This window comes from Niveibacterium sp. 24ML, from assembly GCF_026586805.1.
Classification (GTDB): domain Bacteria; phylum Pseudomonadota; class Gammaproteobacteria; order Burkholderiales; family Rhodocyclaceae; genus Niveibacterium.
In genome coordinates, this window is record NZ_JAPFHA010000003.1 from 81835 (window position 1) to 106193 (window position 24359).

At 59.9% G+C, this 24359-nt stretch carries 20 protein-coding genes; 13 read left to right on the forward strand and 7 right to left on the reverse strand.

The genetic code is table 11. The features are described 5' to 3' along the window. Positions 1 to 2: 2 nt before the first annotated feature. From nuoG to OPU71_RS03565, 12 genes are all read left to right on the forward strand, one after another. Complete coding sequence (gene nuoG / locus OPU71_RS03510) at positions 3 to 2324, forward strand: NADH-quinone oxidoreductase subunit NuoG (protein ID WP_267724983.1); 2322 nt, start codon at positions 3 to 5, stop codon at positions 2322 to 2324. After that, complete coding sequence (gene nuoH, locus OPU71_RS03515) at positions 2324 to 3373, forward strand: NADH-quinone oxidoreductase subunit NuoH (protein ID WP_267724985.1); 1050 nt, start codon at positions 2324 to 2326, stop codon at positions 3371 to 3373. Before nuoG ends, nuoH begins: the two co-directional genes overlap by 1 nt. Before the next feature lie 6 nt (positions 3374 to 3379). Next, complete coding sequence (gene nuoI / locus OPU71_RS03520) at positions 3380 to 3868, forward strand: NADH-quinone oxidoreductase subunit NuoI (RefSeq protein WP_267724986.1); 489 nt, start codon at positions 3380 to 3382, stop codon at positions 3866 to 3868. Positions 3869 to 3901: 33 nt separating this feature from the next. Further along, positions 3902 to 4507, forward strand: coding sequence for an NADH-quinone oxidoreductase subunit J (locus OPU71_RS03525; protein WP_267724987.1), 606 nt, complete (start codon positions 3902 to 3904; stop codon positions 4505 to 4507). A gap of 27 nt (positions 4508 to 4534) precedes the next feature. Continuing rightward, positions 4535 to 4840, forward strand: coding sequence for an NADH-quinone oxidoreductase subunit NuoK (gene nuoK, locus OPU71_RS03530; RefSeq protein ID WP_267724988.1), 306 nt, complete (start codon positions 4535 to 4537; stop codon positions 4838 to 4840). 9 nt (positions 4841 to 4849) lie between these two features. Then, complete coding sequence (nuoL, locus tag OPU71_RS03535; RefSeq protein WP_267724989.1) at positions 4850 to 6847, forward strand: NADH-quinone oxidoreductase subunit L; 1998 nt, start codon at positions 4850 to 4852, stop codon at positions 6845 to 6847. A gap of 61 nt (positions 6848 to 6908) precedes the next feature. Beyond that, the gene (locus OPU71_RS03540; RefSeq protein WP_267724990.1) at positions 6909 to 8390 is read left to right on the forward strand and encodes an NADH-quinone oxidoreductase subunit M; all 1482 of its coding nucleotides are present in this window, start codon (positions 6909 to 6911) and stop codon (positions 8388 to 8390) included. A 31-nt stretch (positions 8391 to 8421) separates the two neighbouring features. Then, positions 8422 to 9909: an NADH-quinone oxidoreductase subunit NuoN gene (nuoN, locus tag OPU71_RS03545; RefSeq protein ID WP_267724991.1), complete on the forward strand. Its 1488-nt coding sequence runs from the start codon at positions 8422 to 8424 to the stop codon at positions 9907 to 9909. A gap of 17 nt (positions 9910 to 9926) precedes the next feature. Then, positions 9927 to 10226, forward strand: coding sequence for a DUF2818 family protein (locus OPU71_RS03550; RefSeq protein WP_267724992.1), 300 nt, complete (start codon positions 9927 to 9929; stop codon positions 10224 to 10226). Positions 10227 to 10259: 33 nt separating this feature from the next. After that, positions 10260 to 10835: an NUDIX domain-containing protein gene (locus OPU71_RS03555; RefSeq protein ID WP_267724993.1), complete on the forward strand. Its 576-nt coding sequence runs from the start codon at positions 10260 to 10262 to the stop codon at positions 10833 to 10835. A 255-nt stretch (positions 10836 to 11090) separates the two neighbouring features. Beyond that, positions 11091 to 12686 (forward strand): DEAD/DEAH box helicase, encoded by a 1596-nt coding sequence (locus tag OPU71_RS03560; RefSeq protein ID WP_267724994.1) that lies wholly within the window; start codon positions 11091 to 11093, stop codon positions 12684 to 12686. A gap of 129 nt (positions 12687 to 12815) precedes the next feature. Beyond that, positions 12816 to 14369, forward strand: coding sequence for a glycine betaine uptake BCCT transporter (locus tag OPU71_RS03565; RefSeq protein ID WP_267724995.1), 1554 nt, complete (start codon positions 12816 to 12818; stop codon positions 14367 to 14369). On the opposite strand, the gene miaA is transcribed toward OPU71_RS03565, so the two are convergent. After that, the gene (gene miaA, locus OPU71_RS03570; protein ID WP_267724996.1) at positions 14366 to 15340 is read right to left on the reverse strand and encodes a tRNA (adenosine(37)-N6)-dimethylallyltransferase MiaA; all 975 of its coding nucleotides are present in this window, start codon (positions 15338 to 15340) and stop codon (positions 14366 to 14368) included. The genes OPU71_RS03565 and miaA overlap by 4 nt on opposite strands. Before the next feature lie 2 nt (positions 15341 to 15342). Between miaA and OPU71_RS03575 the strand changes: the two genes are divergently transcribed. Further along, entirely contained in the window at positions 15343 to 16272 is a 930-nt protein-coding gene (locus tag OPU71_RS03575) for a TraB/GumN family protein (RefSeq protein ID WP_267724998.1), read from the forward strand. Between the two features lie 13 nt (positions 16273 to 16285). Here OPU71_RS03575 and OPU71_RS03580 read toward each other — a convergent pair whose 3' ends face one another. From OPU71_RS03580 to cphA (OPU71_RS03605), 6 genes are all read right to left on the reverse strand, one after another. Further along, entirely contained in the window at positions 16286 to 16543 is a 258-nt protein-coding gene (locus OPU71_RS03580; protein WP_267725000.1) for a hypothetical protein, read from the reverse strand. A 155-nt stretch (positions 16544 to 16698) separates the two neighbouring features. Continuing rightward, positions 16699 to 16959 (reverse strand): hypothetical protein, encoded by a 261-nt coding sequence (locus OPU71_RS03585; protein WP_267725001.1) that lies wholly within the window; start codon positions 16957 to 16959, stop codon positions 16699 to 16701. A 52-nt stretch (positions 16960 to 17011) separates the two neighbouring features. Beyond that, positions 17012 to 17296, reverse strand: a complete 285-nt coding sequence (locus OPU71_RS03590; protein ID WP_267725002.1) for a hypothetical protein — start codon at positions 17294 to 17296, stop codon at positions 17012 to 17014. 230 nt (positions 17297 to 17526) lie between these two features. After that, positions 17527 to 19308 (reverse strand): DNA mismatch repair endonuclease MutL, encoded by a 1782-nt coding sequence (gene mutL / locus OPU71_RS03595; protein WP_267725003.1) that lies wholly within the window; start codon positions 19306 to 19308, stop codon positions 17527 to 17529. A gap of 71 nt (positions 19309 to 19379) precedes the next feature. Further along, positions 19380 to 21950 (reverse strand): cyanophycin synthetase, encoded by a 2571-nt coding sequence (gene cphA, locus OPU71_RS03600; protein WP_267725004.1) that lies wholly within the window; start codon positions 21948 to 21950, stop codon positions 19380 to 19382. A gap of 46 nt (positions 21951 to 21996) precedes the next feature. Next, positions 21997 to 24183, reverse strand: a complete 2187-nt coding sequence (gene cphA / locus OPU71_RS03605; protein ID WP_267725005.1) for a cyanophycin synthetase — start codon at positions 24181 to 24183, stop codon at positions 21997 to 21999. Positions 24184 to 24359 lie beyond the last annotated feature (176 nt).

The window sequence follows — 24359 nt, forward strand, 5'->3', positions numbered from 1 at the left end:
ACATGCTAGAGATCGAAATCGACGGCAAGAGAGTCGAAGTACCCGACGGCAGCACCGTGATGGATGCTGCGAATCGCGTTGGTACGTACATACCCCATTTCTGCTACCACAAGAAGCTTTCGATTGCTGCGAATTGCCGCATGTGCTTGGTAGATGTCGAGAAGGCGCCGAAGCCCCTTCCCGCGTGCGCGACCCCAGTCACAAATGGAATGAAGGTCACCACAAGCTCTGAGAAGGCTGTGAATGCTCAGAAGGGAGTGATGGAATTCCTTTTGATCAATCACCCGTTGGATTGTCCGATTTGTGACCAAGGAGGGGAGTGCCAGCTTCAAGATTTGGCTGTCGGATACGGCGGCAGTTCTTCGCGCTACCAGGAAGAGAAACGGGTCGTCGTAAACAAGAATCTTGGGCCCTTGATTTCGACAGACATGACGCGTTGCATCCATTGCACGCGCTGTGTCCGTTTTGGTCAGGAGGTGGCGGGCATCATGGAATTGGGCGTCGCCAACCGTGGCGAACGATCCGAAATCATGGCGTTCGTTGATCGTTCGGTTGATTCTGAGCTGTCGGGCAACGTGATTGATTTGTGTCCGGTCGGAGCGCTCACTTCGAAACCGTTCCGGTTCTCGGCACGCTCCTGGGAGATGTCCCGTCGGCGTTCAGTGAGCCCGCATGATTCTCTTGGCAGCAATTTGGCTGTGCAGGTCAAGCACGATCAAGTCAAGCGGGTTTTACCGCTTGAGAACGATGCAATCAATGAATGCTGGCTCTCCGATCGTGACAGGTTTTCGTATGAGGCACTTGCCTGTGACGACCGCCTTTCCGTTCCGATGGTCAAGCAAGATGGGAATTGGATTGAGGCCACTTGGGAGCAGGCGCTTGACTACGCCAAGCGCGCAATTTCCGGGGTAGTGGCGGAGCATGGTGTAGAGGCGTTTGGTGCGTTCATCTCCCCAAACGCAACTCTGGAAGAGTTGTACCTGACGCAATCTCTTGTCCGCTCCGTTGGGTCAGAAAACGTTGATTTTCGCCTTCGTCAATGCGATTTCTCTATCGACGCTCTCCGTGCGGGCGTCCCTTGGCTTGGTCTTCCGGTCGGCGAAATCGCCGAACTGGATGCGGCATTGGTGATCGGAAGCGTTTTGCGCAAGGACCATCCGCTCTTTGCGCAAAGGCTACGTCTAGCTGCGAAGAGAGGCGCTTTGATCTCGTTGCTCGGATCGATTGGCGAAGATCCCCTCATGCCGCTTTCGGTTAACGCGAGAGTTGCGCCATCGCGAATGGTTGGTACTTTGGCGGCTGTTGCTACGGCGGTTGCAAAGTTGAAGCGTGTTGACATAGCGGCCGATATAGCAGGTCTTGCGTTGCCTCCTTGTCAGGACACCGACTCAATTGCGCGTGACTTGGTCGGCGCAACGAAGCCTGCGGTGCTTCTTGGAAATGGGGCTGTCCAGCATCCATCGTTCGGGCTCATTCTTGGAATAACCGGAGCGATTGGTGAGCTGCTGAATTGCCCGTTTGGTGCAATTGGCGAAGCCGCTAACTCTGTTGGAGGCTATTTTGCTCGCGCTTTTTCTCCGAAGCGAAACGTCGAGACAATGCTCGCTGACCCTTGTAAGGCCGTTGTGTTGGTCGGTGTTGAGCCTTTGTTGGATTTCGCCGATGGAGTTAGGGCAAGTGCCGCTTTAAAGAAGGCGGATACTGTGATTGCGCTCACCTCATTCAGATCAGCGGTAGAGGATGTTGCCGATTTGATGCTGCCGATGGCGGCATTCGCCGAGACATCGGGAACTTATGTCAATTGCGAGGGGCGCCCTCAGAGCTTCAATGCTGCGGTCAAGCCAAAAGGCGAGGCGCGGCCAGGCTGGAAGATACTTCGTGTTCTAGGGGAGTTGCTGGGCCACGACGTGGGGGCGTACCCGACTAGTGAGCGGGTACGCGATCTGGTGTTGGAGAAAGCGACCGCCTTGTCTAACCAATTGTCTGCAAGGCCCAGCGCACCGGCTTCGGCCGTCAATTCTGTGCTCGAACGCGCGGCGTATGTGCAAATCTACGGCACAGATGCGGTTGTTCGTCGGGCTTCTTCGCTGCAGCGTACGAAAGACGCAGCGACGCCTCAGGCGCGCATCTCACCTGTGACCTTGGCCTCGTTAGGCGTGATGAGCGGAGCCAAGGTGCGAGTCACCGCCAGTGGATCGTCGCTTGCACTTGTTGCTGTGTCGGATGATTCGGTGGCTGAAGGCTGCGTCTGTGTTGCGGCGGGCTGTAATGAAACCGCTCCCTTGGGACCACTGTTCGGTCACTTGACCGTGGAGGCGCTGTGATGGAGGCCGTCCTGCAACCTGTCGCAGCCATGTTCGGCGCTTTCTGGCCGCTAGTCTGGACTCTCGCGAAGATCGTTGCGATTGTACTGCCTCTTATCCTTTGCGTCGCCTATCTGACCTTGGCAGAGCGTAAGGTGATTGGCTATATGCAGGTGCGCATCGGGCCAAATCGCGTGGGTCCTAAAGGCCTGCTGCAACCAATCGCAGACGCGCTGAAGCTGATGTTCAAGGAGATCATCGTGCCAAGCAGCGCCAACAAGATGCTGTTCGTGGTCGGGCCGATGATGGTGATGGCGCCTGCGCTTGCAGCATGGGCTGTTGTGCCCTTTGCGCCAGGGGTCGTGCTTGCGAATGTGGATGCCGGCCTTCTGTATCTGATGTCGATTACTTCAGTTGGTATCTATGGCGTAATTGTTGCGGGTTGGGCATCAAATTCCAAGTACGCCTTCCTTGGGGGAATTCGCGCGACTGCTCAGATGGTCTCCTACGAATTGGCGATGGGCTTTTCCCTCGTCGGCGTGCTCATGGTTTCTGGGTCACTTAACCTGACGGACATCGTTGTTGGCCAAGGCCGTGGCTGGTTTGCCGAACACGGATTGAATTTCCTTAGCTGGAACTGGCTACCGCTGCTTCCCTTGTTTGTGGTGTATCTGATATCCGGAGTGGCGGAGACAAACCGCGCACCATTTGACGTGGTGGAAGGAGAGTCCGAGATCGTTGCAGGGCACATGGTTGAGTATTCGGGGATGGGCTTTGCGCTCTTCTTCCTTGCAGAGTACGCCAACATGATCCTGATTTCGGCTCTTACATCGATCTTTTTTCTTGGTGGATGGATGTCACCGGTGGCATTCATCCCTGATGGCTTCCCTTGGCTGGTTGCAAAAATCGGTTTTGTGTTGTTCCTCTTTCTCTGGTTTCGCGCGACCTTCCCACGGTTTCGCTACGATCAGATCATGCGTCTCGGCTGGAAAGTGTTCATCCCCTTAACATTGTTCTGGATACTAGTGGTTGGCGCCTGGATGATGTCGCCTTGGTCGATTTGGAGGTAATTCGCGATGGGCGCGGTTAAAGAGCTATTTGTAAGCGTATTCCTTCGTGAGTTGATCAAGGGCCTTTCCGTAACTGGACGCCATTTTTTTCAGCAGAAGATTACGGTTCAGTATCCTGAGGAACGGACGCCACAGAGTTCTCGGTTTCGCGGTTTGCATGCCCTTCGCCGGTACCCGAATGGCGAAGAGCGGTGTATTGCATGTAAGTTGTGCGAGGCGGTCTGCCCTGCGATGGCTATCACGATCGAGTCTGACCAGCGCACGGACGGAACCCGACGTACAACCAGATATGACATTGATCTGACCAAGTGCATTTTTTGCGGCTTCTGCGAAGAGGCCTGCCCGGTTGATGCGATTGTTGAAACGAGGATTTTCGATTACCACGGGGAGCAGCGGGGTGACTTGTACTACACCAAGAACATGCTACTGGCCGTCGGAGATCGTTACGAAGCACAGATTGCAAAAGACAGAGAGGAGGAAGCTCGTTACCGCTAGTCAAACGGACTTGATGGAATAACTGGCCCGAATATGGACTTCACCCTCTTTCTGTTTTATGCATTTGCTGCGGTGCTGCTTGGTGCAAGTGTTGGCGTTATCGCATCCCGCAACTCTGTGCACTCTGCGCTGTTTCTTGTCTTGGCATTCTTCAATGCGGCAGCCATCTGGATGCTGTTGCGTGCTGAGTTTCTCGCGATCGCCTTGATTCTTGTCTATGTCGGCGCGGTGATGGTGCTCTTCTTGTTTGTTGTGATGATGCTCGACATTAATGTCGAGCGAATTCGGCAGGGCTTCTGGAGCTATTTGCCTTTGGGACTCATCGTTGCCGCGATTCTCTTCATTGAGATGGCGCTTGTTGTTGGTGGAAAGTGGGCGGGCTTGGACGCGATGCCTATGCCAGCTGAGCCTGCGGCCGGCTACAGCAATACGAAGGCCCTCGCTTGGTTGATGTTTACAGACTTCGCCTACCCATTTGAGCTTGCATCGTTCGTGCTGCTTGTTGCAATGATCGCCGCCGTGGCATTGACACTCAGGGCTAGAGCAGGAAACAAGGCGATTGATCCCGCCGCGCAGATTGCTGTAAAGGCGTCGGATCGACTGAGGATCGTTTCGCTTCCGGCTGAAAAGTCAAACTAATTGCGCCGGTAGAATTTGGGGAAAGAGATGCTGTCTCTGTCGCACGTATTGACGCTTAGTTCGCTGCTCTTTGCGATTAGCGTTGTAGGAATCTTCTTGAACAGGAAGAACCTGATCATTCTATTGATGTCCATCGAGTTGATGCTCCTGGCTGTCAATATGAATTTCATTGCTTACTCGACGTTTCATGCAGATCGAGCAGGGCAACTGTTTGTGTTTTTTATTCTGACCGTTGCGGCGGCTGAGGCTGCGATTGGTTTGGCAATTCTCGTGGCGATGTTCCGCAATACGCGAACCATTCACGTCGATGATCTCGACGGTCTTAAGGGTTGAGGCGGAATGATGTCCGAAATGGAAAAGCTCTATCTCATCGTACCGCTTGCTCCGCTGGTTGGGGCGATCTTTGCTGGACTGTTTGGCAAGCTGATTGGGCGTACCGCCTCTCACGTTGTCACCATCCTTGGGGTCGCAGTGGCTTTTGTCGCATCGGTGGTGGTTTTTCAGGACGTCCAGGCTGGAAATTCTTACAACGGTTCGATTTACACTTGGGCAACGGCAGGTGATCTGCGGTTGGAGCTTGGCTTTCTGATTGACAAGCTTACCGTGATGATGATGCTGGTTGTAACCTTCGTTTCGTTGATGGTGCATATCTACACCATTGGCTACATGCACGCAGATCCAGGTTACCAGCGGTTCTTTTCTTATATTTCCCTTTTCACGTTCTCGATGTTGATGCTTGTAATGAGCAACAACTTTGTTCAACTGTTCTTCGGTTGGGAGGCTGTTGGTTTGGTCTCTTACCTGTTGATTGGTTTCTGGTATACCAAGTCCACCGCCATCTACGCCAACTTGAAGGCGTTTCTGGTGAATCGAGTTGGTGACTTTGGATTTCTTTTGGGGATTGGGCTGATTGCCGCCCATACTGGTTCGCTGGACTATGCGACCGTGTTCAGTAAGCTGCCAGAACTTTCCGTGAAAACAATCTCGCTGTTTGGCGATTCTGCGTGGCCTCTGCTAACCGTCGTTTGCATCTGTCTGTTTGTGGGGGCGATGGGTAAGTCCGCCCAGGTTCCCTTGCACGTCTGGCTGCCCGATTCAATGGAGGGCCCGACTCCGATTTCAGCACTGATTCACGCTGCCACGATGGTGACCGCAGGCATCTTCATGGTGACCAGAATGTCTCCGCTCTTCGAAGTCTCGGAGACAGCGCGCGCGTTTGTTTTGGTGATCGGAGCGACGACGGCGTTGTTCATGGGCTTTCTTGGCATCATTCAGAACGACATTAAGCGTGTTGTTGCTTACTCCACCTTGTCGCAACTGGGCTACATGACTGTTGCGCTAGGGGTCTCCGCGTATTCTGCGGCAGTGTTCCATTTGATGACGCACGCGTTCTTCAAGGCGCTTCTGTTCTTGGCTGCTGGATCGGTGATCATTGGCATGCACCACGAGCAAGACATACGGCGGATGGGTGGGCTGTGGAAGCGTATGCCAATCACTTGGATCACTTCATTGATTGGCTCGCTTGCGCTGATCGGCTTCCCATTCATGGCGGGCTTCTTCTCGAAGGACTCCATCATTGAAGCGGTCGCAGCGAGCCATACGCTGGGCGCAAAGTATGCTTATGCTTGCGTGCTGATTGGCGTTTTCGTAACGGCGTTCTATTCGTTCCGCATGTATTTTCTCGTCTTTCATGGCAGAGAGCGATTTCATGCCGCGCACGCCGAAGCTCACGATGATCACGGCCATGGTGCGCACGGCGGAGAGGTGCCGCATGAATCTCCCTGGGTTGTTTGGCTCCCCTTGGTCCTGCTCGCGGTGCCTTCGGTTGTAATTGGATATTTGGCGATTGGACCGATGCTTTTCGGTGACTGGTTCGGTGCTTCCATTGTTGTACATGAAGGCAATAACGCCCTTGCACATCTCGAGGCTCACTTTACCAGCGCATTTGGAATGGCAATCCACGGTTTCATGACGCTTCCGTTTGCGCTTGCGATGGCTGGTGTTGCGACCGCAGCCTATTTCTACCTTGTGAAGCCGGAGATTCCGGCGCGCATCGCAACGGCATTTGGGCCGGTCTACCGGTTGCTGGAGAACAAGTATTACTTCGATCGATTCAATGAGATCGTGTTTGCTGCCGGAAGTCGCGCCTTGGGTAAGGTTTTCTGGAAGGCTGGGGACCAAGCTGTAATTGACGGCTTGCTTGTGAACGGTACTGCAAAGATCATTGGGGGTTTTGCCCAGATCATCCGCTATTTCCAAACCGGGCATCTGTACCAGTACGCCTTTACAATCATTATTGGCGTGGTTGTCCTCTTGGCCTTCTGGGGAAGTCGCGGCTAGTGACCTCCACTATCGGCTATTTTGTCTACGCGCCTTGTGACGTAAAGAATGGAATGAAGAAATGACGGGTTGGCAATTTCTCAGCCTCGCTATTTGGGTGCCGATTGTTGGCGGTTTGGTAACGCTCGCAACCGGACCGGATCGCAATGCGCCGCTGGCAAGGCTCATTGCGCTGGTAACGGCGTGCGCTGGGTTGCTGGTGACAATTCCGCTTTACACCGGATTCGATACAACCACTGCGTCGATGCAGTTCGTTGAGCGTTATCAATGGGTGTCGCGGTTCTCGATTGAATATTATCTCGGTGTCGATGGCATTTCGATGCCGTTTGTGATTCTGAATAGTTTCATTACCCTGATCGTCGTGGTTGCCGGTTGGCAAGTGATTGATCGGAAGGTGGCTCAGTACAATGCAGCCTTTTTGATCATGTCGGGGCTCTTGAATGGCATTTTCTCGTCACTTGATGGAGTGCTGTTCTATGTGTTTTTTGAAGCAAGCCTTATCCCGCTCTATCTGATTATCGGTATTTGGGGTGGCCCCAACCGGGTTTATGCAGCCATCAAGTTCTTTCTCTATACGTTGGTTGGTTCGCTATTAATGCTTGTTGCCATTCTTTGGTTGTTCATGGAGTCGGGTGGTAGTTTCGACATCCTCTCTTGGCACAACCTGAAGATTGGCATGGCCGCGCAGTCGCTGATCTTTTTCGCGTTTCTTGCCTCTTTTGCTGTCAAGGTTCCGATGTGGCCGGTTCATACCTGGCTTCCCGATGCCCACGTGGAAGCGCCTACAGGTGGTTCGGTTGTACTTGCGGCGATTGCGCTCAAGCTCGGCGCATACGGTTTTCTTCGGTTTAGCTTGCCGATTGTCCCCGATGCTGCGCAGCACTATGCTTCACTCATCCTTACGCTCTCCTTGATTGCTGTGGTGTACATCGGATTTGTTGCACTCGCGCAGTCCGACATGAAGAAGCTTGTTGCGTACTCGTCCATTTCGCACATGGGGTTCGTGACACTGGGTTTCTTCATGTTCAACGCGGTCGCGATCGAGGGTGCGCTCGTTCAGATGATCTCGCACGGATTCGTGTCAGGCGCGATGTTTCTTTGCATTGGTGTTTTGTACGACCGTGTGCATAGCCGTCAAATAGCCGACTACGGCGGGGTGGTGAACACAATGCCGAAGTTTGCGGCGTTCTTCCTGTTGTTCGCGATGGCGAATGCTGGTTTGCCCGCTACGTCTGGCTTTGTTGGCGAGTTTCTTGTGGTGTTGGGCGCAGTGCAATACAACTTCTGGATTGCGTTTGTTGCTGCAACGACGTTGATCTTGGGGGCTGCCTATACGCTCTGGATGTATAAGCGAGTCGTTTTCGGTGAAGTTGCGAATGAGAACGTTAAGTCGCTCAGCGATCTGAACGCGAGAGAGTTTGCCTTCCTTGCTGTGCTAGCGATCTGTGTTTTGGCAATGGGCATCTATCCTTTGCCCGTTACAGAGGTGATGCACGCGAGTGTTAATGGTTTGTTGCAGCATATCGCTGTAAGCAAGCTCTGAAAGAACTAGAGAAAGCATCCAGGATCAGATGATGGATTTCGTGATGCCGGATTTCCGGCTTGCTGCGCCGGAACTTTTTGTGGCCGCCATGTCGCTGGTCATCTTGATGGTGACGTCCTTTGCGAAGTCGCGCGCACGGTCAGCCGCGTTCTGGCTTTGTGAGTTCACCTTGCTCGCCGCCGTTTTCCTCACGCTGTTTTCGGGAACCGTCGATCGCGCACAGACATTCAGCGGCATGTACATTTCTGACCTTCTGGGCGGCTTCCTGAAGGCAGTGGTCTGCTTGAGTGTCGCGGTTGTGCTCCAGTATGGGCGTGCGTACATGGCAGATCGGAAGATCGATAGTCCTGAGTACTACATCTTGGTGCTCTTTGCGGCCCTGGGGATGATGGTTCTGATTTCTGCGAGCCACTTCGTAAGCATCTACCTCGGCCTTGAATTGATGTCGCTCGCGTTGTATGCCTTGGTGGCAATCGATCGTGATAATCCACGCTCGACCGAGGCCGGGATGAAGTATTTCGTTCTGGGTGCGTTGGCTAGCGGTTTGCTGCTGTACGGCATGTCAATGCTCTACGGCGCAACCGGGTCATTGCAGATTCACGAGATTTCTCAGCGCATTTACGAGCGTTCTGCCAACGATATGGTGGTCGTGTTTGGCTTGGTGTTTGTGTTGGTCGGCATTGCCTTCAAGCTCGGTGTGGTGCCTTTCCACATGTGGGTGCCCGACGTTTATCACGGTGCGCCAACCGCGGTGACGTTGCTTGTTTCCTCCGCACCGAAGATCGCAGCCTTTGCCATGGCCTTCCGAATCCTGGTGCTGGGCCTTTTTGACTTGGCTGAGCAGTGGCAGATGATGCTCATGCTTCTGGCGGTTGGATCAATCGTTCTTGGCAATCTGGCCGCGGTTGCGCAAACCAACATTAAGCGGATGTTGGCGTATTCCGGTATCTCGCACATGGGCTTCATGCTTCTTGGGCTGATGTCGGGCGTCGTAAAGGGCGAGGGCGGTACTTATGCCGTCAATGCCTATAGTTCCGCCATGTTCTATGCGGTGGCGTACGTGATGATGACCCTGGCCGCGTTTGGGATGGTGATCCTGCTCTCGCGGGCAGGATTTGAGGCGGAGAATGTAGACGACTTCAAGGGCCTCAATCAGCGCAGCCCTTGGTTTGCGGGCATGATGTTGATCGTGATGTTCTCGATGGCGGGCATACCGTTCTTTGTCGGCTTCTTTGCGAAGCTATCGGTGCTGCAAGCCGTGGTTGCAGCGGGGAACGTCTCGGGCCAGGCCTTGTATTACTGGCTGGCGGGACTTGCGGTGCTGATGTCGGCGGTCGGTGCGTATTACTACCTTCGTGTGGTCAAGGTGATGTATTTCGACGACGCCGTCGACACTTCACCGCTTACCGCTACCCTTGGAACGCGTACGCTGCTTTCAGCGAATGCGCTGTCAATTGCCGCAGTGGGCTTGTTGCCGAACTGGCTCATGCAGATCTGCGCCTTTACGCTTCTGCACTGATTGCTGCGATCCTGCCGATGCAAGCTTCGATTGGACCGTTCGTTCTGCTGGTTTTTGCGGTCACGGTGGCGAACCTTCCCTTCGTTTCGGACCGCATCTTCCTTGTTTGGTCGGTTTCCCATAAGCCGCTTGCTCTCCGCTTGTTGGAGGTTGCGTTTGGCTATGCACTTGTCGCCGTTTTTGCGCTGTTGTTGGAGCGGCATCTTCATGGCTCGGCGTACTCCCAAGCTTGGGAGTTCTACGCGATCACAATTTGTCTCTTCCTGGTATTTGCGTTTCCAGGGTTTGTGTTCCGCTATCTCTGGCGGCAGCGGTGATGCCTGCGGTGGTGTGCGATTGCGGGCTGATTCGTGAGCTCTGATGATCGTCTGGTTGAGATCAGGCTTGAATCCACCCAAGTCTTTGATGGTTGCCTCCTGAAGGTATTCAAGGATACGGTCGGCCGTGTTGGTGCCTCAGGGGAGTGGGTTCGGGAGTACATCCATCACCCTGGTGCGGCCGTCATTCTGGCTATTGCTGACAGTGGCAATCTACTGATGGAGCGCCAGTTCCGATATCCGCTTGGCCGTGTCGTCTGGGAATTGCCTGCGGGCAAACTTGATCCGGGCGAGTCGATCGAAGCCTGTGCCCGCCGCGAGTTGCGGGAGGAAACCGGCTACGACGCTGCTGAGTGGGCCCACCTTGGCACGATGCATCCGGCGGTCGGATACTCGGACGAGCGCATCGAGATTTTCCTGGCCCGGCAACTTACCCACGTTGGCGATGCGTTGGATGCAGACGAGTCGCTGGAGGTCTTTGAGATCTGTCTGGCGGACGCCGAAGACGCGGTGTTTGACGGGCGGATCACCGACGGCAAGACGATTGCTGGCCTTTTCTGGTTGGCGCGTGTGTTGCGTGCCAAGGAATCTGGGGGGGTAGCGGCATAGCCGTGCGATTTGCGCAGCCCCGCGTTGCATCCCGAGCGAGTCCCTCTCCGCTCTCAGAGTTTCGGGCGAGCCTCACTCGGAGGCTGACAACGCCCTTGATCGCGGTTACACTCGCGCCACCCTGCGTACGCCAATCGTCGTAGCGGTCTCTGCTTACCACCCGATCGCGGCCCCTCGGACCTCTATGCGATCACCTCACGTCAGCCTGGATTGGTGTTGCTCTTTGGGGCAACTGGCCGTCGCTGGAGTTGTTGAATGAATTCCGAAGTTACTTTTGCCAGCCTAGGCTTGGCAGAGCCCATTCTGCGTGCAATCGGCGAAGCCGGTTACACCCATCCCACGCCGATTCAGGCCCAAGCGATACCCCAAGTCATGGCTGGTGGCGACTTGCTGGCCGCGGCGCAAACCGGTACTGGCAAAACTGCAGGCTTTACCCTGCCGATCCTGCACAGGCTAGCCTCTGATCCGAAGCGTGCCGCGCCAGGCCGCCCGCGCTGTCTGATCCTGACGCCAACCCGTGAACTTGCGGCTCAGGTCGAGGAGTCGGTCAAGACATACGGGCGGCATCTTGCGCTTACGTCAATGGTGATGTTCGGTGGCGTCGGCATGGGGCCGCAGATCTCCGGACTGCGCAAGCCCCTTGATATCCTGGTGGCGACGCCGGGACGCCTGCTCGACCATATCGGCCAGAAGAACCTTTCGCTGTCAGATGTTGAGATCCTTGTGCTGGATGAGGCGGATCGCATGCTCGACATGGGCTTCATTCGCGATATCAAGAAGGTTCTCGCCCTGTTGCCGAAGAAGCGCCAGAACCTGCTTTTCTCGGCGACATTCTCAGACGAGATCAAGGCGCTTGCAGACGGGCTACTGGATCGTCCGGGTTTTGTTGAGGTTGCACGGAGAAATACCGCCAGCGAGTTGGTGACGCAGTCGGTCTACATGATCGGCCAGAAGCAGAAGCGCCATCTGCTCGCCCACCTGATAAAGAAGCACCAGTGGTTTCAGGTGCTCGTATTCACACGGACCAAGCATGGTGCTAACCGGCTGGCTGAGCAACTGGACAAGGAAGGCATCCCGGCGCTTGCGATTCACGGCAACAAGAGCCAGGGTGCGCGCACGCGCGCGCTGTCCGAATTCAAGTCGGGCGACCTGCAAGTGCTTGTCGCGACCGACATTGCCGCGCGTGGCCTCGATATTGATCAGTTGCCCCAGGTTGTGAACTTTGAGTTGCCCAACGTCCCCGAAGACTATGTGCATCGGATCGGCCGCACCGGGCGCGCTGGATCGACGGGCGCAGCGATCTCTCTGGTCGACGACGAAGAACTCAAGTTGCTTGCACCGATTGAACGGCTGATCCGCAGCAAGATTGACCGGGTCTCTGACGCCGAGTTTGTGCCTGGTCCGGTGACGAGTGAGTCACACAGCCGCCCGGCGCATCCTGCGCCGGCGCATACGCGCGGCGGCAGAAACTCGGGCGCTCGCGGGGCCGCCGGGCGTGGCGCAAGCGGCAATGCTTCGCCACACCAGCACCCGGCGCGTGCGCCGCAGCCTGGTCCGCGCCACGGGCGGCCGGCTGCTGTGACGGGGCAGGCGCCCAAGCGCAATGGATCGCCGCAAGAGCAGGGTGCGCGCGCAGGTCATGGCAATGCGTCGCGGGATGCGCAGGCGCCGCGTCCGCAAGGTGAGCAGCGTCGCCGCACGCAGGCGCCGCGTCCGGCGACGAATCCACAGGCGAGTCGGGCAGAACCTGCTCCGCGGCGCGACAGCACGCCGCAGGCTCAGCCGCAAAGCGGTACGCAACGCGTGCTTGGCGCAATGGCTGCGCTGCTGGGCGGCAAGCGCAAGGACTGATTCCGCCCGGCGCCGCGGCGTCGCAATTGCTAAGCAAAGCACGGTGGGCCAAGTGATTGGCTCGCTGTGCCATGGCTGGAAATGGGCTGGGCGCCTACTGTTGGGCTTTCCTTGCCGGAGGTCCGCCCAATGGTTTTTCGCATCGCCCTTCTGATCGTTGCGGCCTTTGTCGCATGGGGTATTGCGGCCCCCGGCGGCCTTGCCGCAACCACTGCGGCATGGCTTGCGGCAAGTATCCAGAACTTCGGCTGGTACTACCTGCTGGTGGTGTTTGGAATACTGGTCTTCGCGCTCGTTGTTGCATTCGGGCGATTTGGTCGGATCCGCCTCGGCGGGGATGATGCGGCGCCGGATTTCTCGACGGCATCCTGGTTCGCGATGCTGTTCTCGGCCGGCATGGGGATCGGATTGGTGTTCTGGGGCGTCGCCGAGCCGCTATCCCACTACCTGAGTCCGCCCGGCTATGTCACGGCGGGTACGCCTGACGCGGCCCGCTTTGCGATGCGGGCCTCCTTCTTCCACTGGGGCCTGCACCCTTGGGCGCTGTACGCCGTCGTCGGTATGGCGCTTGCATACTTCAAGTTCAATCGCGGCGCGCCCGGTCTGTTGAGCGCGGCGTTCGAGCCTTTGCTGGGCCAACATGCGCGCGGCCCCGCGGGCAAGATGGTCGATGTGCTTGCCATCGTGGCCACGGTTTTCGGCGTTGCCACCTCGCTCGGATTTGGCGCGACGCAGATTGCAGGTGGCTTGCATCATGTGTTCGGGATCGAAGCATCCAGCACTGCGATCCTTTGCGTGATCGCGATTGCGACGGTGCTGTTTCTTGTCTCGTCAACCACGGGGCTGGAACGCGGCATCAAGTGGCTGTCCAACACCAACATGATCCTTGCCGTCGGGCTGTGCCTGGCGGTGTTGTTGATGGGGCCGACCCTTTTTGTCATGGAAGCGCTGACGAGTACCGTCGGGGCCTACATCAGCGGCCTTGTGCAGCAAAGCATGCGCCTGACGCCTTTCACGCAAGGTTCCTGGACCTCGGACTGGACGATCTTCTACTGGGCGTGGTGGATCACCTGGGCGCCGTTTGTCGGCATGTTCATTGCGCGGATCTCGCGCGGCCGCACGATTCGCGAGTTCATGGTCGGCGTGATGCTGGTGCCGTCACTGGTCAGTTTCATCTGGTTTGCCGTCTTTGGCGGTACCGCGCTGCATCTGCAGATCATGGACGGTTTGCAGATCGCTCAGGCCGCGCAGGCAAGCCCCGATGCTGCGCTGTTCCTGATGCTCGACGCCCTGCCGCTTGGGCAGCTGCTTTCGGTCCTCGCGATTGTGCTGGTGAGCGTCTTCTTCGTGACATCGGCAGACTCGGCCACGTTTGTACTTGCGATGCTCTCTTCACGGGGCTCGCTCAATCCGGCCGCTTCGATGAAGCTGGTCTGGGGGCTGACGGTCTCCGTGATTGCAGCCGTGCTGCTGCTCGCCGGCGGCTTGAAGGGCTTGCAGACCATGTCGATCCTTGCGGCTCTGCCGTTCACGCTGGTCCTGATCGGGCTCTGCGTATCCACCTGGAAAGCCCTGGCTGCCGACGCTCACGCGATCGAAGTGCGCGAGCAGGCCATGCGCAAAGCGCTTCGCCAGATGGCGATGCGGGAAATCACCGAGGTGCAGACTGAAATGCGCGATTAGGCCTTGGACGGGAGGGCGTGGTTCAGTGCGCGTTCAACGGTCTCGCGGACCCGATCCGGCAAGGCTGGGTCGAGGCAGTCCAAGGCGGTCAGCTCTGGCCACTCCGCGCTGAATTTGCGCTGCCAGGTGATCTGGCGTTTGGCCAGTTGACGGGTGGCGTAGAGCCCCCGTTCGCGAAGGCCGGCGAAGTCGTAGGCGCCGTCCAGGTGCTCCCACACTTGACGGTAGCCGACGCAGCGCATGGACGGCATCTCGGCATTGAGGGCGTAGCGCGCCTTGAGCGTCAGCACTTCCTCGATCAGCCCGCCGTCGAGCATCTGGTCAAAGCGGTGTTTGATTCGCGCATGGAGCAGTGATCGGTCGGCGGCGTCCAGTGCAATGACGCACATTGCCGGCGCGTCATTGGCCTCTTTCTTTGCATAGTTTTCAGCCAGAGGTCGGCCGGTGAGGCGGACGATCTCCAGCGCTCTCTGGATTCGCTGCGCATCCCCGGGATCCAGCCGCGCTGCGGCATCCGGGTCCAGCAAGGCCAGCTTTGCATGCATTGCCGGCCAGCCTGCGTGGGCGGCTTCGCGGTCGATTTCCGCGCGAAGGTCCGCATCGGCCTGTGGCAGATCCGACAGCCCGTCGCGCAGGGCTTTCAGGTACAGCATGGTGCCGCCTACCAGCAAGGGCAGGCGGCCACGTGAGCGGATTTCACCGATCAGTCGGATCGCGTCCGCCCGGAACTGCGCGGCGGAATAGGCTTGCGTCGGGTCGATCACGTCTATCAGGTGGTGGAGGCAGATCTGCTGTTCCGCAGGCGTGGGCTTTGCTGTGCCGATGTTCATGTCGCGGAAGACCAGGGCGGAATCGACACTGATGATCTCGCAATCCAGATGGCGGGCCAGCGCCAGTGCGCACGCGGTTTTTCCGCTGGCGGTGGGGCCTATCAGCGCGATAGCATCGGGGCGACTACTTGGAGATGACACGGATGAGCTCGATGCACACGGCCTTGGTGGGGGTGCGCCATTCTAGTTGGGCTGGGCGCGCTGTGCGCGTTGCCGCTGCATTTGGCCTTGCGGCGTGCGCGCAGCTTGCCCTGGCGGCACCGCTGCTGTTGTGGGAAGTGACAGGCGGGGCGGCGCCAGTCTGGCTGTTCGGGTCTGTGCACGTGTGTCGTTCTGATTGTTATCCGATTCCGCCTGCTGTCGATGCGCGCTTCAAGCGTGCCGACTTGCTGGCGGTTGAGCTCGATCCGACGCGTGCCGAAGTGTCTTCGGCCATGACGGGGGCGGGGGGCGAGAGTGAAGCCTTGCGCTCGCAGCTTGGCCCCAGCGATTGGAAGCGGCTTGTCCGCCAGGTGGAATCGATGGGTTTGCCGGAAGAAATGCTCGCAGGCCTCACCGCGCCCATGGCAAGTGTTTTTGTCGCGATGGCGGTCGCCGGCAAGTCAGGGCTATCGCCCCTGCTGGGGGTCGATCTTCACTTCATCTCGCGCGCACAGCACGATGGCAAGGGCCTGGTCGAGCTTGAGACAGTTGAGCGGCAGATGCAGGCGCTTGGCGCAGGCTCGCCGCGCGAGCAACTCGATTCGCTGCGCGCCAGCATTCGCGCTGCTGAAGATGGAACGCTCAAGGCATCGCTTGAAGAGGTTGTCGCGGCGTGGCGGCGAGGTGATGCCGCAGGCCTGTCGGCCGCAGTGACCAAGGCGCAGGCAGCAGATCCGGCCAGCCGCACCATGTTCAAGGACTTGTTCGATCGTCGCAACCGCGAAATGGCCGACGCGATCGCCTCACTCGCCCGCGGTGGGCGCTCGGTGTTCGTGGTGGTCGGAAGTGGTCACCTGGCCGGTGCCGGTTCGATTCCCGGTTTGCTGGCTCAGCGTGGCTTCAAGGTGCGACAGATCGATAGCCGCGAGTGATCGCCGGTTTGCCTCACGCCGACTCTTGCGCGAGGTAGTGAAGCCCACAGTAGAGCAGGGCGGTTTGATAGCTCACGACCCCGGCAGTGCCCCAGATGGAGCGCGCTTGCCCGTGTACCGCCGCAGCCTGGTCGCCCGCGATCACCGTGAGGCCCTCCGGTGAATGGACTGCGATATCCCCGCTGGCATCAGCTGGGCTGATACGGATGCCGGCCGTACGTGCTGCTTCCGCAAATTGATTGATATGCATTGCCTGAACCAAGGTTTGCATCGTCGATTCCCCAGCGAATGGCGATCTGTTTCCCCCGGCGCATCTTCTTCTGGCGCCGTTTCATTTGTGTGACAGCTGCATGCGAGGAGCATAAACCTGCAAGGCGCGACTGTCGCGGCGCGGGACTTGAAATATTTTCAGGCGGGGTGCGCGCTTCAGTGCGCTGGGGGGCTGAGCGCCAGGTGATCAGCCACGTAGTACAACAAGGCCGATCGCTGGCTGACGATGCCGGCCAGCCCCCACAACGCGTTGGCGTTCCGGATGATTGTGCGTGCCGTGTCGCCGCCCAACTCCAGGCTACCGTCTGGGGTATCGACATGCAGGCAGCCGTTAGCCGCCTTGGTGACGTTAAAGCCTGCCTGGCGTGAGGCTTCGACTCGCAGATTGATTGCTAGTGCTTCGGTGAGTTGATCCATCGAGATCTCCGGTTGTCCGAGCATGCTTTCGGTATATCGGCGCTTCGCCCGTTCAGCTTGAGCGCGCGATGCTGGCAATTTGTTTCAGGTCAATTGCTGCAGGGGCGCAAGCGTGCAAGAGCGCATCGTCGAAGCTGACGGTGTCGGCCGCTCGCCAGAGTGCCGCAGCGCGCATGAGTACGGCGCGCGCATGGGCTTGTCGCAGGATCAGGGTGTCGCGGCCGGCGCCAAGTTCAACCCACGGTTCGGCGTGATCGCAGTGGATGGTGAGGCCGGCATTGCGGAGCCGCGTTGCCGTGCGGTCGATTTCACGTGCGAGATGCTTGGTTTGCGTCATGGCTGGCCCCAAAAACGTCAGTCAGATCACGAGGCATCAAGGTTCCTCGTGCGTGACGCCATTGTTCGCCAGGCGAACGAAACGCACCTTGTCTGCCCCGGCCATTCGATTGCCGGCCCAAGCCAGGAGGCATTCAAGGGGGGGAGGCTACCGGTCATGACGATCGGGGGCTTGCATTGCCCCTGTTCGGCCACGGCGGCCGGTTGCAAGGGCGCCGATGCTGCGGCGGCTCAGCGGCCGCGCAAGAACAGCTTGTCCAGATCGGTCATTGAAAGCTGCACCCAGGTCGGACGCCCGTGGTTGCACTGGTCAGCCCGCTCGGTGGCTTCCATCTCGCGCAGCAGGGCGTTCATCTCCGGTAGCGTGAGACTGCGATTCGCTCGCACCGCTCCGTGGCACGCCAGCGTGGCGAGCAATTCGTTGCGGCGCGCGGCCGCAACATCCGAGGCGGGGAAGTCGATCAGCTCGGCCAGCAGCGCGCGCATCAGCGCCACGATATCGGCCCTTGCGAGCAGGTTCGGCACGCTACGCACCGACAACTCGGCCGGCCCCGCCGGCGCGACATCGAATCCCATCGCAGCGAGGGTGTCGCGTTGCGCTTCTGCGCAGGCCATTTCCTTCGCGCTGGCGCCAAACACTGCGGGGATCAGCAGTTGCTGTGTGGCGGGCGCGCCATCAAGTACGTTCTTGAGCTTCTCGTACAGGATGCGCTCGTGGGCGGCGTGCATATCCACCAGCACGAGGCCGCGGCTGTTCTGCGCCAGCACGTAAACACCGTGGAGCTGTGCGAGCGCATAGCCCAGCGGCGCGCCATCGCGATCCGACGCTTCGATCGGCAGTGATTGCGGCGTGGGCGGATTGAGTGCGGGGCGGAAGAAGCTGGCCATCGCTCCGCTCGAAGCGGGGGCACTCACGGCCGGGCTGAAACCATAAGTGCTGCGCGGCTCTTCAACCGGCAGGCGGATCTGGTGTTGCGCCGTTTGCACGTAGTCGCCCGTCTTTTCGATCACCGGCGTGTGCTGGCTGGCTTCACCAATCGTGGTGGCTAGGCCGCGACCCACCGCGTGATAGACGAACTGGTGAATCGCGCGCGCCTCGCGAAAGCGCACTTCGGTCTTCGCCGGGTGCACATTGACGTCGACGCCTGCAGGATCGAGATCGAGGAACAGCGCAAAAGCCGGGTGCTTGCTGCCGTGAAGGATGTCGGCGTAAGCCTCACGCAGCGCGTGCTGGATCAGCTTGTCGCGAACGAAGCGACCGTTCACGAAGAAATACTGGGCATCGCGACTGGCGCGGGCGTAGGCGGGGAGCGCGGCAAAGCCCGACAGCTGCAAGCCGCCTGCGCTGACGTTGATCTCGCGCGCGTGTTCGAGGAACTCCTCGCCCAGAATGTCGCCGCATCGCCGCCGCATGTCGCCCGGCGCAAGGCGCAGGCTGACCCGGCCGTTGTGCTGCAACTGGAAGGCGACGTCGGGCCGTGCGAGCGCGATACGGCGGAAGGTATCATCGCAATGGCCGAACTCGGTGCCTTCGCTTTTGAGAAACTTCCGTCTTGCCGGCACGTTCCAGTAAAGGTCGTTCACTTCGACCACCGTGCCCGCGTTGATGGCGGCGGGCGAGGGCGACGACTCGCCGGCGTGGATGCGCCAGGCGTGGGGGGCGCCAAGCGCGCGGCTGGTCAACGTGACCCGGGCCACTGAGGCGATCGACGCCAGCGCCTCGCCCCGGAATCCCATGGTCGCGACGCGCTCCAGGTCGTCCAGTGTGGCGATCTTGCTGGTGGCGTGGCGTTCGAGCGCGATGCCCAACTCGTCCCTGTCGATGCCGCAACCGTCGTCTGCAATGCGGATTTGCTTCACGCCGCCTTGCTGCAACTGGACTTCGATGGCGCATGCGCCGGCGTCCAGGCTGTTCTCCAGCACTTCCTTGAGCACCGAGGCAGGGCGTTCGACCACCTCGCCGGCGGCGATCTGGTTGATCAGGAGTTCAGGCAGGCGCTGGATCGTTGGCATCGTGTCAGAGGGGCCCTACAAGCAGAAATGCCCCGCCGGAGCGGGGCATCGAGCGGTGGAATATCGCAGCTTCAACCTTCAGCGATGCGCTTGGCGATATGTGCGAGTGCTTCTTCGATCTGGTCGACCAGGATCAGGCACAGATCACCCGGCCCTAGCCGTGCGAGCGCCGTATCAATGGCAAGGAACTCACCGGTAATTTCGTCGACATGCGTTGTGCGCGCAGCGCCGGCCAGACCCTCGCGCAGCAAACCGATCACCTCGCCGTCGGCGCGCCCGCGCTGGCAGGCATCCTGGTAGAGCAGCACATCATCGAATGCAGCGCCGAGGATCTCGGTCTGCTGGCGGATGTCTTCGTCGCGCCGATCACCAGCGCCACTGATCACCACGCTGCGGCGATTCGATGGCATGGCTTCCACCGCACGAACCAGTGCGGTCATCGCGTCCGGGTTATGCCCGTAGTCTGCGATCAGCGTGGCGCCACGGTAGTCGAACACATTGAAGCGGCCCGGTGCATTGTCCGAATCGGTGCGGAAAGTCGCCAGGCCCTTGCAGATCACGTCCCATTCCAGACCGGCGGACCAGGCCGCGGCAACGGCCGCCATGACGTTTTCGACCTGGAAGCCGATCGTGCCGTTGCGCGTGATTGGAATGTTGGCGAGTGGTACACGGTGCTTGACCATGCCTTCGGCGGCGACGATGGCATCGCCATCGACGTACACCACGCGGTTGCCCTGTGCGCGGTGCGTGGCCATCACCGGCAGGTGGCGGTCGGCCGCGAAGAAGGTGATCTTGCCGGTACAGTTGTCCGCCATGCGGGCGACGATCGGATCGGCGGCGTTGAGCACCGCAGTGCCGTCCGGTGCCACGTTCTGCACAATCACGCGTTTGAGGACCGCGAGTTCGTCGACGGTGGTGATGTAGTTCAGACCAAGATGGTCGCCAAGGCCGATGTTGGTGACCACGGCCACCTTGCAGCGGTCGAAGGCGAGGCCTTCGCGCAGCACGCCGCCGCGCGCGGTTTCGAATACTGCGGCATCCACTGTCGGGTTGAGCAGTACGTTGCGCGCGCTCTTGGGGCCGGAACAGTCACCGCTGTCGATCCGGCGGCCCTGGATGTAGACGCCATCGGTGTTGGTCATGCCCACGGTTTGCCCGTTGGCCATGAACAGATGCGCGATCAGGCGCACGGTCGTGGTTTTGCCGTTGGTGCCGGTCACGGCCACCACCGGAATGCGCCCGTCCTCACCGTTCGGGAACATGCTGGCGATGATCGCATCGCCCACCGCGCGGCCTTTGCCGAACGACGGGCTCAGGTGCATCCGCAGGCCGGGTGCGGCGTTCACTTCGACTACGCCGCCGCTCTGTTCTTCAAGCGGCTTGAGCATGCTGTCGCAGACGACGTCAACGCCACAGATATCCAGACCCACCATCTGCGCAGCGGCCACCGCACGGGCCGCCACCTCGGGGTGGACATCGTCGGTCACGTCGGTGGCGGTGCCGCCGGTGGAGAGGTTGGCATTGTTGCGCAGCACCACCCGCTTGCCCTTGGGCGGCACCGAGTCGGCGGTCAGGCCCTGCATCTCAAGCCGTGCGATCGCGATTTCGTCGAAGCGGATCTTGGTCAGCGAGGTGGAGTGGCCTTCGCCGCGGCGCGGATCGGCGTTGACCTGCTCCACCAGCTCACGCACGGTGTGGGTGCCGTTACCAATCACAAACGGTGGGTCACGGCGTGCCGCCGCCACCAGCTTGTCGCCCACCACCAGCAGGCGGTAGTCGTAACCGGGCAGGTAACGCTCGACCATGATGTCGTCGCGGAACTCGCAAGCGACCTTGTAGGCCATCTCAAGCTGCTCGCGGCTTGTGATGTTGACGGTCACACCCTTGCCCTGGTTGCCGTCTTGCGGTTTGACGACGACCGGCAGCCCGATCTCAAGCGCGGCGGCCCAGGCGTCTTCGATGTCGACAACCGGGCGGCCCACCGGTACCGGTACGCCAGCGGCCAGCAGCAGGCGTTTGGTGAGTTCCTTGTCCTGCGCAATTGACTCGGCGATCGCGCTGGTTGAATCCATTTCGGCTGCCTGGATGCGCCGCTGCTTCGAGCCCCAGCCAAACTGCACCAGGCTGCCTTCGGTGAGGCGGCGGAAGGGGATGCCCCGCTCGACGGCGGCCTGCACGATCGACCCGGTTGAAGGGCCGAGGCGAACGTCTTCGTCGACCTCGCGCAGGCGTGCCAGCGCGCCGTCGAGATCGAACGCCGTGTCGTCCAGCGCAGCCTGGATCAGCTGCTGAGCCAGTTCAAGCGCCAGGCGGCCGACCGGCTCTTCGCTGTACTCCACCACCACCTGGTACACGCCGGGTTCCAGCGTCGCGTGGGCGCGGCTGAAGGTAACCGGGCAGCCGGCGTGGGCTTGCAGACCCAGCGTGGCCGCTTCAAGCACATGCGCCATTGCGACCGATTCGCTGTGGCCGCGCGGCTGCAATTGGCCCAGCGCGGGAAAGCGTGCGCGCAGGCGGGCTTCGAAGCCCGGGATCGCGTCGATGACGCATTCGGTTTCGCTGCACGCAACGATCGCTTCGATCGAGGTGTGCCGGCTCCACAGGTTCGGCCCACGCAAGGCACGGATGCGGGAAACTTCCATCAAGCAGTCTTCCTGTTGGTGTTGCAGTCGTCCAGGCGACCGGGAATCAGTGTGCGCGAGCGCGGGCAGCGGTCTGCTCGGCCTCGAAAGTCTCGATGCCGGCGCCGATCAGGTCGGGCGACATGCCTAGTGCCCAGGCGGCGCCCACGGCGGCCAGAACGCTCGATACTTCAAGCGAGCCGGCGCCGGCGGCGGGCAGCATTGCCAGTTCGTCAAGGCGCTCTTCGTCGGCGCCACGGGCAAGGAATACCCGGCCATCGCGCGCAAACACGGCACTGCCGCCGGCGGCACGGTGCCTGGCCAGCGCCGGGGCATCGGCCGTGGTGGCGTAGAAGATGACCTTGCCATCGCACAGCGGCGCCATTTCGGCCACTTGCTCGTCTTCAGCGTTCAGCACCGCGTAGCCGGCAGGGTCGACCACGTCAACCTGGGTGCGCAGCACGCCGTAGAGGCGGTCGGCGCTGTCGATGTAATGCTCGCTGAGCGATTCGTGGCCCGAGACATCGGTGACGATGCCCACGGTGCAACGATCGTAGGGCAAGCCTTCGCGAAGGATCGATTCGGCGCTGTGCTCGAACACGGCGGCGTCCACCGTGCGGTTCATCAGCAAACGCTGGCCCGAATCGAAGTTGACGCCGTTGCGCCGATCAACCTGGCGGCGATCGAGGAACATGCCTTCTGCACAGGCCAGCCCGACATGCCGGCCCGACAGGCGGACGAGCCACGCGACCAGCTTCGAGATCTGTGTGGTGCCCTGACGGCCGGTCACGCCGACCAGCGGAATACGCCCCGCATCGGTTTCGCCGAAAAGGTGGTTGACGATGGCCTGGCCGACCGGGCGCGCGGCGCCGTTGGCCGGTTTCAGGTGCATCAGCAGCCCCGGCCCGGCATTGACTTCAACCACTGCAGCGTCTTGTTCGGCAAGCGGGCGCGAGATGTCTTCGGCCACCAGATCGACGCCGGCAATGTCCAGCCCGACGACGCGGGCGGCCAGGGCCACCACTTCGGCCAGCTCGGGGTGAAGTTCGTCGGTGCAGTCGAAGGCGACGTTGCCGTTGCGTTGGATCAGCACGCGCTGGCCCTGCGCGGGCAGCGAATTCGCGTCGAAGCCCTGGCGGGAAAGATCGAGCTGAATTGCGACGTCTTCGCTGACAATGATCTTGTTGAGCGGAAACTCTTCGGTGAGGCCGCGGCGCGGGTCGGTGTTGAGCTGCGCGTCGATCAGTTCAGCAATGCTGGCGCTTCCGTCGCCGGTCACCCAGGCTTCTTCGCCACGTGCGACGGCGACGACCTTGTTCCCGACCACGAGCAAACGGTGTTCGTGGCCACGGATGAAACGTTCGACGATGACTTCGCTGCCGTGTTGCTCGGCCAGGGCGAAGGCTTCCTCGACATCCTTGCGGGTGGAAAGATCAAGCGAAACGCCACGGCCGTGGTTGCCATCGACTGGCTTAACGACGACCGGCAGGCCGATGTCTTCGGCAGCTTCCCAGGCGTCGGCCGCGTTTTCGACGATGCGGCCATCGGGTACCGGCACGCCGCATGATGCGAGCAGGCTCTTGGTCAGATCCTTGTCGCTCGAAATGCTCTCGGCAATCGCCGAGGTGCGGTCGGTTTCGGCGGTCCAGATCCGGCGTTGGCGGGCACCGTAACCGAGTTGGACGAGGTTGCCTTCATTGAGCCGGATCGACGGGATCTTGCGCTCGGTGGCGGCGTCGACGATGCACGCGGTGCTCGGCCCGAGGCAGAGCGAGTCGACCATGTCGGTCAGGCGCTCGATGGTCGCGGCCAGATCGTAGGGGCGGTCTTCCACGGCGGCGAGGACAAGCTCGCGTCCGGCCTCCAGGGCCGCGCGGCCCACCTGTTCGTTGCGGGTGCGGAAGGCCATTTTGTAGAGGCCGCTGCCCTCGGCGGTCTGCCGAGTCTTGCCGAAACCGGTCTGCATGCCGGCCCGCATTTGCAGTTCAAGCACCACATGTTCGAGGACGTGCCCGATCCAGGTGCCTTCGTCGAGGCGCTGGCGGAAGCCGCCGCGCTCGCCCACGCCGCAGCGATGTTCCAGCAAGCCCGGCAGCCAGGCGGTCAGGCGTTCGGTGAAGCCGGGCAGGGTGTTCGACGGGTATTGCTCGAATTCGCCAATGTCCAGCAACGCCTCGATGACTGGGCGGTAGGTCCAGATGTTCGGTCCGCGCAAGTGCGTGACACGAAGAAACGTGATGTCTTTCTTCTTCATTTTCCAGTCGTTGATTCCGCTTGGCACTGCAAGCGAGGCGGCCTGCGAATGAGCGACGCCCCGACGCTCAGACCTCGCCCGGACGATTAAAGGGCGGGGGTCTCGATGCGGTATACTTCCTTGCCATTCGTGTCGGGTTGGAAGCGCTAACTCGTCAGAATATCGCAATTGCGCGA

Bases quoted from the DNA above. Each gene is read 5' to 3' on its own strand.
- OPU71_RS03580 (WP_267725000.1), bottom strand. From the start codon at position 16,543: ATGCAAACCTTGGTTCAGGCAATGCATATCAATCAATTTGCGGAAGCA.
- OPU71_RS03560 (WP_267724994.1), top strand. From the start codon at position 11,091: ATGAATTCCGAAGTTACTTTTGCCAGCCTAGGCTTGGCAGAGCCCATT.
- nuoN (WP_267724991.1), top strand. From the start codon at position 8,422: ATGGATTTCGTGATGCCGGATTTCCGGCTTGCTGCGCCGGAACTTTTT.
- cphA (WP_267725005.1), bottom strand. From the start codon at position 24,183: ATGAAGAAGAAAGACATCACGTTTCTTCGTGTCACGCACTTGCGCGGA.
- OPU71_RS03590 (WP_267725002.1), bottom strand. From the start codon at position 17,296: ATGACGCAAACCAAGCATCTCGCACGTGAAATCGACCGCACGGCAACG.
- mutL (WP_267725003.1), bottom strand. From the start codon at position 19,308: ATGCCAACGATCCAGCGCCTGCCTGAACTCCTGATCAACCAGATCGCC.
- cphA (WP_267725004.1), bottom strand. From the start codon at position 21,950: ATGGAAGTTTCCCGCATCCGTGCCTTGCGTGGGCCGAACCTGTGGAGC.
- nuoL (WP_267724989.1), top strand. From the start codon at position 4,850: ATGTCCGAAATGGAAAAGCTCTATCTCATCGTACCGCTTGCTCCGCTG.
- nuoH (WP_267724985.1), top strand. From the start codon at position 2,324: ATGGAGGCCGTCCTGCAACCTGTCGCAGCCATGTTCGGCGCTTTCTGG.
- nuoI (WP_267724986.1), top strand. From the start codon at position 3,380: ATGGGCGCGGTTAAAGAGCTATTTGTAAGCGTATTCCTTCGTGAGTTG.
- OPU71_RS03585 (WP_267725001.1), bottom strand. From the start codon at position 16,959: ATGGATCAACTCACCGAAGCACTAGCAATCAATCTGCGAGTCGAAGCC.
- OPU71_RS03550 (WP_267724992.1), top strand. From the start codon at position 9,927: ATGCAAGCTTCGATTGGACCGTTCGTTCTGCTGGTTTTTGCGGTCACG.
- OPU71_RS03575 (WP_267724998.1), top strand. From the start codon at position 15,343: ATGAGCTCGATGCACACGGCCTTGGTGGGGGTGCGCCATTCTAGTTGG.
- OPU71_RS03525 (WP_267724987.1), top strand. From the start codon at position 3,902: ATGGACTTCACCCTCTTTCTGTTTTATGCATTTGCTGCGGTGCTGCTT.
- OPU71_RS03540 (WP_267724990.1), top strand. From the start codon at position 6,909: ATGACGGGTTGGCAATTTCTCAGCCTCGCTATTTGGGTGCCGATTGTT.
- nuoG (WP_267724983.1), top strand. From the start codon at position 3: ATGCTAGAGATCGAAATCGACGGCAAGAGAGTCGAAGTACCCGACGGC.
- OPU71_RS03565 (WP_267724995.1), top strand. From the start codon at position 12,816: ATGGTTTTTCGCATCGCCCTTCTGATCGTTGCGGCCTTTGTCGCATGG.
- nuoK (WP_267724988.1), top strand. From the start codon at position 4,535: ATGCTGTCTCTGTCGCACGTATTGACGCTTAGTTCGCTGCTCTTTGCG.